The following is a 10,107-nucleotide window of genomic DNA, read 5'->3' on the forward strand; positions in this document are numbered from 1 at the left end:
TCAGGCTTTCATCCGTGATCCGTCAGCATCAAACAACGGCCCAAGGGTGACTGTCGCGGTGAACATTTCGCGCGCGATATCAACCTGCACTGTCGCGCCATCCGCGACAGGTGTTGAAACATGCCCAAGAGCGATCGGCTTGCCGACACGGTAGCCAAACGCGCAGGTTCTGGTCTGGCCGATGATCTTGCCATCAAGATAGATCGGCTCGTGGCCAATCGGGTTAGCTTGGTCATCGTCTAGCGTGAGGGAGATGATCTTGTTCACAGCCCCCGCAGCACGGCTTTTCTCAAGCGCCTCGGCACCGGTGAAGCCCCCTTTTTTGCGCAGTGCAAAATCAAGGCCGCACTCGAGCGGGTTGATGTCGCTGTCAAGCTCGTGGCCCATCGCGCAGAAGCCTTTTTCGACGCGCATCGATGTCTGGGCAAAAAGGCCCGCCGGGCGAGCACCGAGTTTGGTCATCGCTGCATAGAGTGTTGGGGCATCGCTTGATTTGCAGCTGATCTCCCAGCCAGCTTCACCGACATAAGACAGCCGCGCCGCGCGCACGGGAATGCCTGCGAGCGTGCTTTCAGCGTGTTTGAAGTAGGCGATATCGTCGAGGTTGCCGCCAAGCGCGCGGGCGATCCCGGCAGCCTTTGGGCCCATGAGGCCAAGCACTGCCCAGTCTTCTGTGACGTCCTTCAACACCACGTCAAAGCCTTCGCTAGCGCGGGTGAACCACGTCAGATCACGCTTGATCGCGTTGGTGCCGACAGACAGGCGATAGTGATCGTCGGCGATGCGTTGAACAGTGATGTCGCTTTCAAAAGTGCCACGGTGGTTGAGCACGGCGCTATAGATCACCGAACCGGCAGCGCGGCCCATGTAGCCCGCGCAAGTCTTGAGCATGAAGGCTTCTGCGTCGGGACCTTTCACGTCAATCTTGCCAAAAGGTGAGGCATCGAAGATCGCGGCGTCCTCATGCGCGGCTTTCACTTCCGCAGCGACGTTTTCAAACCAGTCGGGGCGGGCGAACTTCAACGTGGGCTCGCTTGTCTTGCCAAAATACAAGGGGCGCTCCCAGCCATACACCTGCCCCATATGCGCGCCAGCCTTGCGATATTCGGCGTCCAGCGGCAAAGCGCGTAGGTTGCGGGCGGTGGCGAGTTGCTTGCCAGGATAGGCAATGTCGTAATGCGTTCCGAGAATTTCAGGCGCGCGCGCCATCAAGTGATCTAGTGAGTTGAACACAGGTGCAAAGCGTTTGGCGTCGGCTTCCGAAAGGTCATAAGCTGGGTGACCATGCACAATGCAATGCGCAAGGTTCATCCCCGCGCCGCCGCCCGAAGCCATACCGACAGAGTTCATCCCGCAGCCAAGGAACAGCCCTTTGGTTTCAGCGGTTTCACCCAGCATGAACGTGCCGTCAGGCGTGAAGCTTTCTGGCCCGTTGAGCAGCATTTTGACTTCGGCAGTCTCAAGCGCTGGCAAGCGGTGAAGCGCAAGCTCCATCATCGGTTCGAAGTGGTCCCAATCTTCGCCCAAAAGGCCGAACTCGAAGCTTTCATCAAGGATGCCGGGCGCAATTGGTTTGCCCATGGGCTCAAAGCATCCAACAAGAAGCCCGCCGCTGTCATCACGAATGTAAAGGTGGTTGTCGTGGTCGCTGAGCGTTGGCGTGTTGCCGACGATGCCGTCAATCGGCTTGGTCAGCAGGTAGAAGTGCTCACACGCCAGCGCAGGCACTTCGGCCCCCGCCATTGCGCCTACTTCACGTGACCACAGGCCGGTGCATAGCGCGATTGCGTCGCACATGACGGTGCCTTGGGTGGTTTCGACCCCGGTAATGCGTCCGTCTTTCGTGAGTATACCGGTGACGCCTGTGTTCTCAAAAAGTTTGGCTCCAAGCCCTTTAGCGGCCTTAATCAGCGCAGCACAAACATCCGACGGTGACACGCGGCCATCTTCGGGTGACCAGACAGCGCCGAGCACGTCGTCGGCGTTCATCAGCGGCCAGCGCTCTTTGGCTTCGCCTGCACTTATTGATCTGGCATCAATGCCGTAAGCATGCGCCAGCGCCTCTTGGCGTTTGATGTGGGTCATTCGGTCAGCGTTGGTGGCAATCGACAGTGAGCCTTTCTGGATCCATCCAACATTCTGGCCGGTTTCTTGTTCAAGTTGGCTGTAGAGATCTACAGAATACTGGATCATCCGTGTCAGATTGTGCGAGTGGCGCAGGGCGCGTACCTGCGCCGCCGAGTGCCACGTTGTACCCGAGGTGAGCTTGTTGCGCTCGATCAGGATCGCATCCGTGACGCCCATTTTCGCGAGGTGATAGAGCGTCGAGCACCCCATGATACCTCCACCGATAACCACGACGGAAGCGTGCGCTGGAAGATTGGCCATTCTGGTTTTCCTAAAATGTCTCGCGCAATGAAGCGCCTATGTGGAGGTTGTTTTCAAACTTGAAGTTTCCACAATTACAAAATTAGTCAATACGCACATAAAATAACGTATGTTATATTTTAGAACAAAATCCCCGGGAGCGAATCGACTTGGATCCAACACTGAAAAATAAAACAATTTTAAAGCTCAAGCAGTCAGTCGCCACTCTTCCCCCTAGGCTCAAAGCGGTGGCGAAGTATATCGTCGACAACCCGTCCGATTTCGGACTGGACCCGATCCGCGAAACCGCTCGCAAGTGCAGCGTCAGCACATATACACTTGTGCGCATGGCCAAAACCCTTGGCTTTGAAGGCTATGAAGATCTGCGTGCGCCCTTCCGTAAGGCGCTTGTTTCGTTGACAGCTTTTGAAGAGAACCCCGAGTGGGTCGACAGGCTGCGCACGGCGGGCGAACTTGGGGAAGTCCAGGCCAATGCAGCCGTCAACACCATGGCACTGGTACAGCGCTCGCTCGAGCGTCAGACGCCAGAGCAAATGGAGCGTGTCGCCAAGACGCTGCTGGCGGCTCCAAACGTTTACCTCACAGCAGTGAGGGCAAGCTATGCAGTGGCCTATTACTTCCACTATGTAGGACGTATGGCCTTGCCATCATTGCAACTAATCCCGCGACATATGAACAGCGCGATTGATGAACTGAACTATGCCGGTGAGGGGGACGTGATGATTGCGCTGACCTTTTCACCCTATTCCCGCGAGACAATCGAGGCCTGCAAATTTGCGCGGGCGCGCGGGGTCAAGCTCATCCTTATTTCTGACAGCGATGTCATTTCATCAGAGTTTACACCGGAAGAAACCTTGATAGCCTCGGTGATAAGCACCCATCATTTTGGCTGCTATACGGGTGTTGTTGCGATCCTTGAGAACCTTCTCGCGTTGCTCGTGCATTTGGGGGGGGACGACGCAACCAAGAGAATCAAATCCTATGAAGATTTGCGCAAAGATAACAACGCCTACTGGATCGCCGAAAAAAAACATTAGTTTTCACGTGACTTGGCGAAAAACTCCATCATGCTCTTGCTCACGCAATGCGCGTCACAAGCGTGAAGCTAACTGATAGGGAAACCAACAATATGACACTTAAACACAATTTCTTTGCCGCGATCGCCTTGGCGGGCATCAGCATGGGCGGAGCCGCCTCAGCCGCTGACCAACAGTTCATCACCATCGGCACCGGCGGTGTGACAGGGGTTTATTACCCTACGGGCGGCGCGATCTGCCGTTTGGTCAACAAGGGCCGCAAAGAACACGGTATCCGCTGCTCGGTCGAGTCAACCGGTGGTTCGGTTTACAACACACGCACGATCCGCGCGGGCGAGCTCGACTTCGGCGTTGTCCAATCTGACGTTCAGGCGGCTGGCCTTGCCGGCACAGGTGCCTTTGCAGACGACGGCGCATATCCCGAGTTGCGCGCGCTGTTCTCTGTTCACCCAGAGCCGATGCACGTGATGGCCCGCGCCGACAGCGGCATCACAGATGTTGCCAGCATGGCCGGCAAAAAAGTGAACATCGCCAACCCTGGATCAGGCACACGCGTTCTGGCCGAAACGCTGCTGAAGTACAGTGGTATGTCAGCCGCCGACTTCTCGTTGGCAGCCGAGCTTAAGTCATCTGAGCAGTCAGCCGCGCTTTGCGACGGCAAGATCGACGCGACAATCTGGGCGGCGGGCCTTCCAAACGGCTCGAGCCAGGAAGCCACGTCATCATGTGACGTGAAAATCCTTCCGCTCACAGGCGAAGGCATCGAAAAGCTTCTGGCCGAAAACTCTGCCTATGCAGCAGCAACCATCCCGGGCGGCATGTACCCTGGTAACCCCGACGACATCCCGTCATGGGGCCCGAAGGCAACTTTCGTAACCTCGGCCAACACACCAGACGAAGTTGTCTACGCAGTTGTGTCAGCGGTTTTCGAAAACTTTGAAGACTTCAAAAAGCTGCACCCTGCGTTTGCACGCCTCAAAGAAAGCGAAATGATCAAAGACGGTCTGACAGCTGATCTTCACCCAGGTGCAGCGAAATACTACGCAGAGCGCGGCTGGAAGTAACCCTAGCTAAGTCTGAAATCATAGCCTCCGGCGGTCTTAGGACCGGCGGGGGCTTTTGTGCAAAAAAACACCATAAAATCCAGCCGGGGACGTCATGACACACACTGAGAACACCGAACCTGAGGCCAACAATCTTGAAGATTTTGTCGCCGACAGCGACACTGGCGGGCGGCTCCCGAAAGACGCTTTCGGACGGGCTGCGCTTTGGTATATCCCGCTGGTCTGGTCGCTCTATCAGCTTTGGATTGCTTCGCCGCTGCCGTTTTTGCTGCGGATTGGTGTCTGGAACGACACGCAAACCCGCGCGATCCACCTCGGCTTTGCCGTGCTCTTGGCTTTCATCGCGTTTCCGGGGCTTAAAAACAGCCCGCGCCACCGCATCCCATTTGCCACTTGGTTGATTGCGATTATCGGCGCGCTGGCTTCGTCTTATCTGTTCTACGCCTATGCCGGCGTCGCCGCGCGTTCTGGGGCACCGAACAGTCTTGATGTGGCTGTCGCCGCCGTCGGCATCGTGCTTCTGATGGAAGCTGCGCGCCGCTCGCTGGGCTTCCCGCTCATGGGGGTTGCGCTGTTCTTCCTCGCTTACGTGTTCTTCGGGTCGTGGTCTGGCTTGCCCGATGTGGTCCAATGGAAGGGCGCGTCGCTCAACAAAGCCATGAGCCATATGTGGCTGACAACAGAAGGCGTCTTTGGCGTCGCACTTGGCGTGTCGTCCGGCTTTGTCTTTCTCTTCGTGCTGTTCGGCGCATTGCTCAATCAGGCGGGTGCCGGAAACTACTTCCTCAAGCTCGCTTTTGCCGCGTTGGGGCATCTGCGCGGCGGCCCTGCCAAAGCAGCAGTTATCGCGAGTGCTGCGACTGGTTTGATTTCAGGATCGTCGATTGCCAATGTGGTGACCACCGGCACCTTTACTATTCCGCTGATGAAGAAAGTCGGTTTCCCTTCCTCAAAGGCTGGTGCAATCGAGGTTTCTTCCTCCATTAACGGGGTGCTTACACCGCCCGTCATGGGCGCGGTCGCGTTCCTGATGACAGAATATGTCGGCATTTCTTATGTCGAAGTCGTCAAGACAGCCATCGTTCCCGCAGCGATTTCTTACATCGCGCTGGTCTATATTGTGCACCTCGAAGCCCTCAAGATGAACATGCCCGGCACCAGCCGCATGCACCCGGTGAAGTTCATGCTTGGCGCGATCTTCATTATCGCGATCTCGATTGTGATAGCGGGCGGCACTTTGTTCCTCTGCGGTGTGATCGTCGATGGCGCGCAGTCGTTCCTCGGTGGTGCCGCGACTTGGACAATCGTTCTCGCGATGGCCGTTGCCTATATCTTTGCGGTGCGCTTTGCCGCCAAAGGCCCTGACCTCGAGATGAGCCTTGATAGCATGCAGCACCTGCCGCCAACCCGTGAGATTTTCAAAACTGGTATCCACTACCTGATGCCGATCCTCTTGCTGATGTATCTGTTGATGATCGAGCGCAAGTCTCCGGGGCTTTCGGCGTTTTGGTCTACAATCGCCATGCTGGTGATCCTTGCCACGCAGAACCCGCTCAAGGCCTACTTCCGCGGCCAGTCCGACATTGGTGCGCAGTTGCGTCAGGGTTTTGCCGATATCGCCGAAGGTTTGATTATCGGCGCGCGCAACATGATCGGCCTCGCCGCGGCCATGGGCGTAGCCGGTATCATCGTTGGTGCGGTAACGCTCACAGGCATTGGTCAGGTCATGGCCGAGTTTGTCGAGTTCCTCTCCGGCGGCAACCTTCTGGCCATGCTGTTCTTCGTCGCGCTGATCTCGATCATCCTCGGGATGGGCCTGCCGACAACGGCCAACTATATCGTCGTCAGCTCGCTCATGGCGGGTGTCGTTGTCGAGCTGGGCGCGCAGAACGGCCTTATCGTGCCGCTGGTTGCCGTGCACATGTTCGTCTTCTACTTCGGGATCATGGCGGATGTGACGCCGCCGGTCGGCCTCGCCAGTTTCGCGGCCGCTGCAATCTCGAAAGGCGATCCGTTGAAAACCGGCTTCCAGGCCTTCTTCTATTCGATCCGCACTGCGCTTTTGCCGTTCCTATTCATCTTCAACACAGACCTGTTGTTGATCGACGTGGGGCCATACCAAGCTGTCTTCGTCTTTGTCATCGCGACAATTGCCATGCTGCTGTTTGCAGCAGGTACGATGAACTACTTTATGGTGCGCTCGAAGCTCTGGGAAAGTGCTGCGCTTCTGCTCGTCGCGTTCACGCTGTTCCAGCCTGGATACTTCCTCAACCAGCTGCAACCCGAGTTTGAAACCCGCGCGTCAAGCGAGCTGTTCACCCTTGCCGAAGCTGCGCCAGAGAATGCCTCTTTGCGGGTGCGGCTGGCGGGCGAGAACCTGAATGGTGACGCGATAGACGCGCGCTATCTCTTGCCACTGGGTGCCGTTGGCGGCGACGGAGCTGCGCGTCTCAACGCAGGCGCAGGGCTTGAGTTCCGCGAGGAAGACGGCAAACTCTATGTCGACAACCTCAACTTCGGCGGCCCTGCCGAACAGCTCGGCATCGACTTTGACTGGGAGCTGATTGAGCTTGATGTCGCAGCCGACCGTCTGCCTAAGGAGCTGTTCTACATACCGGCCTTCCTGCTTCTGGGCGGTGTATTTCTGCTTCAGATGCGCCGTAAACGTAAACAACCCGGAGGGGTCACATCATGACTAAACATGTTCTTTGCGCCGTCGACCTGTCGCATCTCGAAACGGAAGTGGGCCTTCTCCAAAAAGCCGCCGATCTGGCCAAGTTTTACAAGGCATCGTTAAGTGTGGTGACGGTTGTTCCTGATTACGGGATGACGATTGTGGGCTCCTACTTCAAAGAAGGCACGATGAAGTCAGCCGTGGAGTTGGCCAACGAGATGCTGCACGATTTTGTTTCCGAGAACCTTAAAGATTTCGGCAAAGTGCAGCATATCGTCGAAGTTGGCACGCCCTATGAGCAGATCCTTGAGGCGGTGAAAGTCGCCAAAGCGGATCTTGTGGTTATGGGGGCTCACAAACCTGATCTGTTGGACCGTTTGCAAGGCCCGAACTCTGCGCGCGTTGCGCGTTACGCGCCGTGCTCTGTCCTTATCGTGCGCGACTAAGGCCAGAGAGCATCGAAGCCCGGCGGCGCACAAACCGCTTGCTTCGGCGACTTTCTATTGCTGGGCGTATGGATATCTGAATGACGTTGGCAGGCGGCCACTGCCGTTTGCCAATCCAATGCAGATATTTAAGCTTAACGCAGCAGTTAGCAGGTCCGCGCCCAAAGCCACCAATTTGGCGATGTGTTTCGAATGTCGGGTAACAGTCAGCTCTTTTTGCCTCACCCTTTGACGCGAGACGTCACTTCGCCGTTTGAGCACATGTCATCTTGGGCGCGCTTTGTGCAAGACCGATGCCGCCTTGAGGGTCGATCGCGATATCGCCTGACATCGAGTTTGGGACGCGTTTGTCAATTCCTACGCATTGTTGCAACAAGTTCGGCAACTTTAAGACCGAATTTACGCATTTCGGATTTGTTCATAATTGTTCCGTTTGACGTCAGATACATCCAATCCGTTGCTTGCAAAGTGTGTCCACCTGCATCCTGGGGCAGGATGATTTCGTACTTCAACTGGACAGTCGCGCCTGAAATAACGCCCTGTGCCTCGCCGACAAGGTCATCGGCGGTGGCCGTGAATGTGTTGTCGGGCCCCAATGTCAGGAACCATTTTCTGCTTTGTGTTCGACCGTTGGAATAGGTGAATTCTTCGCTAAGCGTGCCAGTGTCGCCGTCCCATTCACCGATCATCTTGGCAACGAAGCTGTTGGTCATTTTCCCGTTTGGCCCAAATATCAGCCCTTCAGACAGGATTTCGCCAGAAAGATGTGTTTTGAGGTCAAATTGTGGACCAGTGCCCGCATAGTCGTTCGCCGCCTGCGAGCGGAAGCTGAAAATGTAGGTCTTGGCGATCATTGCTACGATGAGGATCAAAAGACAGACTGTGAGTATTTTCATGACGAAGATCTTTCTGAAGGCAACCTGAGCGCATAGGCAAAAGCCGCAGTTTTGAGGATGCAGGGAAGAATGGCATAGGCGATGAGCAGGGTGCCCAAAGCGTCGGGTGAATTATCGCCGGCAGGGGTAAACCCGCGCGCTTGGAGCAGGGGCAATGCGATGGCCGCGGCAAGGGCTAGGGCCAATTTACCAGCGAAGGACCAGATCCCGAAGGCGGTTGAGGCATTAAGCCCCGCTTTGGTCAGGGCGATGCTGAACAAGGCAGGCAAAAGCACCATGTCAGCCCCAAGCGCCGCACCGGACGCAATGCAGATCGCCGCAAAACCCATCGCATCACCTGCACCAAGAAACGCTGCGCCGATAAAGCTGGCAATGGCCAAGGGCATGGCAATCAACAGCGTGCGCTTCGCGCCAATCTTGTGGCTGATGAGGGCCCAGATGGGAACGCTCAGGCCCGCTGACAAGAAGAACAACACCAATAACGGGCCCGCCAGTTTGGGCAGTGCAAGATAGTCCTGCACAAAAAACAAAAACAGTGTCGAGGTAAGCGCTACAGGCAAGCTATTGAGAACGGCCAGTATCAAAAGCTTGATTGCCCCCGCCTGTGCCAGACCTGCGTAGCTTAATGGTCTGCCCTTCAATGCGCGGCGTAGCCAGATCGGGCGGGTCAATAGTGCCACTGCAAGGGCAAGCGCGCCTAGAAACAGGCCGAATGCACCGTATCCCTGGCCGGTAGCGCCCATGCTTATCAACACGCTCGGGGCGAGCGCCGCAATGATGACGCCCGCCAACATACCGCTTTCGCGAAATGCAGCGAGCGTCATGAGCGCACGCGGTTCGGTGCTTTTGGCGAGGGTTGAGCTGCGACCATAGAGCAGGATCATGCCCAAGCTGTAGGCCGAGAATAACAGCATCAATATCAGGATCAGTTTGGGCAGAACCAAAGGACCCGCTTGCAATCCGAACAAAAGCGGGAAGCCGATAGCCAATCCTGTTGCCGCCAAAAGTGCGAACCAAACCTGCGCTTGTGGCCATCTGTCGACGGCCCAACCGATCAACGGGTCCTGAATCAGATCGAACAAGCGGATCACAAGTAAAACGCCGCCCAATGTGCCTAGCCCAATGCCAAGGGTCGTTGATGCAAATTGCGGCAGATGTATGTAAAGCGGGATACCTGCCGACGCGAGCATCAAGGCATAGAGGCTAACCCGAGGATACAGCATCATTGTCCCAAAAGCGCGCGCGTGAATCGCGGTGATCTGCTTTTTTCGCTCAGGAAAATGGTCATGAACCCTGTTTTGATGTCACTTTGGCGAAGCGTGCAGCTTTTGCGCCCGCTGCGCCAAAAGTCCAATTGGTCCGCTCCACGGCTTACTGCAAGGTAGCGATCGCCGGGATTGACGCCTTGATAACAGGCTTGCAATTGCGCGCGCGCGGGCAAGGGTTTGCCCAAGCGTTTCATCTCGCGCAGGGTGCCTTCGACCAGATCGTTCTGACTTAACTTGCGCTTGTAGGTCAGTTCCAGGGCGAAGTCCTGCGACCAGTTTAATGCCGCCCCGCCTTTGGTGAACAGGCGTGCATCATAAAGCTGTACACCAAGAT

Annotated in this window: 8 protein-coding genes; 4 read left to right on the top strand and 4 right to left on the bottom strand. The window is 56.3% G+C overall.

The features are described from left to right. Nucleotides 1–2,388, bottom strand: coding sequence for a GcvT family protein (locus tag WBC85_RS01670; RefSeq protein WP_424432946.1), 2,388 nt, complete (start codon nucleotides 2,386–2,388; stop codon nucleotides 1–3). 149 nt (nucleotides 2,389–2,537) lie between these two features. Between WBC85_RS01670 and WBC85_RS01675 the strand changes: the two genes are divergently transcribed. The 4 genes from WBC85_RS01675 to WBC85_RS01690 all read left to right on the top strand — a co-directional run bounded on the left by WBC85_RS01675 (nucleotide 2,538) and on the right by WBC85_RS01690 (nucleotide 7,609). Then, the gene (locus WBC85_RS01675; protein WP_424432947.1) at nucleotides 2,538–3,425 is read left to right on the top strand and encodes a MurR/RpiR family transcriptional regulator; all 888 of its coding nucleotides are present in this window, start codon (nucleotides 2,538–2,540) and stop codon (nucleotides 3,423–3,425) included. Between the two features lie 92 nt (nucleotides 3,426–3,517). Then, on the top strand, nucleotides 3,518–4,489 hold the full coding sequence (locus tag WBC85_RS01680) for a TAXI family TRAP transporter solute-binding subunit (RefSeq protein ID WP_424432948.1): 972 nt from the start codon (nucleotides 3,518–3,520) through the stop codon (nucleotides 4,487–4,489). A 94-nt stretch (nucleotides 4,490–4,583) separates the two neighbouring features. Further along, entirely contained in the window at nucleotides 4,584–7,184 is a 2,601-nt protein-coding gene (locus WBC85_RS01685) for a TRAP transporter permease (protein WP_424432949.1), read from the top strand. Then, nucleotides 7,181–7,609, top strand: a complete 429-nt coding sequence (locus tag WBC85_RS01690) for a universal stress protein (RefSeq protein ID WP_424432950.1) — start codon at nucleotides 7,181–7,183, stop codon at nucleotides 7,607–7,609. The genes WBC85_RS01685 and WBC85_RS01690 overlap by 4 nt, the downstream gene beginning before the upstream one ends. A gap of 350 nt (nucleotides 7,610–7,959) precedes the next feature. Here WBC85_RS01690 and WBC85_RS01695 read toward each other — a convergent pair whose 3' ends face one another. The 3 genes from WBC85_RS01695 to WBC85_RS01705 all read right to left on the bottom strand — a co-directional run. Then, nucleotides 7,960–8,505: a DUF3833 domain-containing protein gene (locus WBC85_RS01695; RefSeq protein ID WP_424432951.1), complete on the bottom strand. Its 546-nt coding sequence runs from the start codon at nucleotides 8,503–8,505 to the stop codon at nucleotides 7,960–7,962. After that, nucleotides 8,502–9,728, bottom strand: a complete 1,227-nt coding sequence (locus WBC85_RS01700; RefSeq protein WP_424432954.1) for an MFS transporter — start codon at nucleotides 9,726–9,728, stop codon at nucleotides 8,502–8,504. The genes WBC85_RS01695 and WBC85_RS01700 overlap by 4 nt, the downstream gene beginning before the upstream one ends. Then, a partial coding sequence (locus WBC85_RS01705) for a hypothetical protein (RefSeq protein WP_424432952.1) occupies nucleotides 9,728–10,107 on the bottom strand: 380 nt, incomplete at its 5' end. The genes WBC85_RS01700 and WBC85_RS01705, both read right to left, overlap by 1 nt.

Source organism: Planktotalea sp. (genome assembly GCF_049680325.1).
In the GTDB taxonomy this organism is placed as follows: Bacteria; Pseudomonadota; Alphaproteobacteria; order Rhodobacterales; family Rhodobacteraceae; genus Planktotalea.

Bases quoted from the DNA above. Each gene is read 5' to 3' on its own strand.
- WBC85_RS01680 (WP_424432948.1), top strand. From the start codon at position 3,518: ATGACACTTAAACACAATTTCTTTGCCGCGATCGCCTTGGCGGGCATC.
- WBC85_RS01695 (WP_424432951.1), bottom strand. From the start codon at position 8,505: ATGAAAATACTCACAGTCTGTCTTTTGATCCTCATCGTAGCAATGATC.
- WBC85_RS01670 (WP_424432946.1), bottom strand. From the start codon at position 2,388: ATGGCCAATCTTCCAGCGCACGCTTCCGTCGTGGTTATCGGTGGAGGT.
- WBC85_RS01690 (WP_424432950.1), top strand. From the start codon at position 7,181: ATGACTAAACATGTTCTTTGCGCCGTCGACCTGTCGCATCTCGAAACG.
- WBC85_RS01700 (WP_424432954.1), bottom strand. From the start codon at position 9,728: ATGCTGTATCCTCGGGTTAGCCTCTATGCCTTGATGCTCGCGTCGGCA.
- WBC85_RS01685 (WP_424432949.1), top strand. From the start codon at position 4,584: ATGACACACACTGAGAACACCGAACCTGAGGCCAACAATCTTGAAGAT.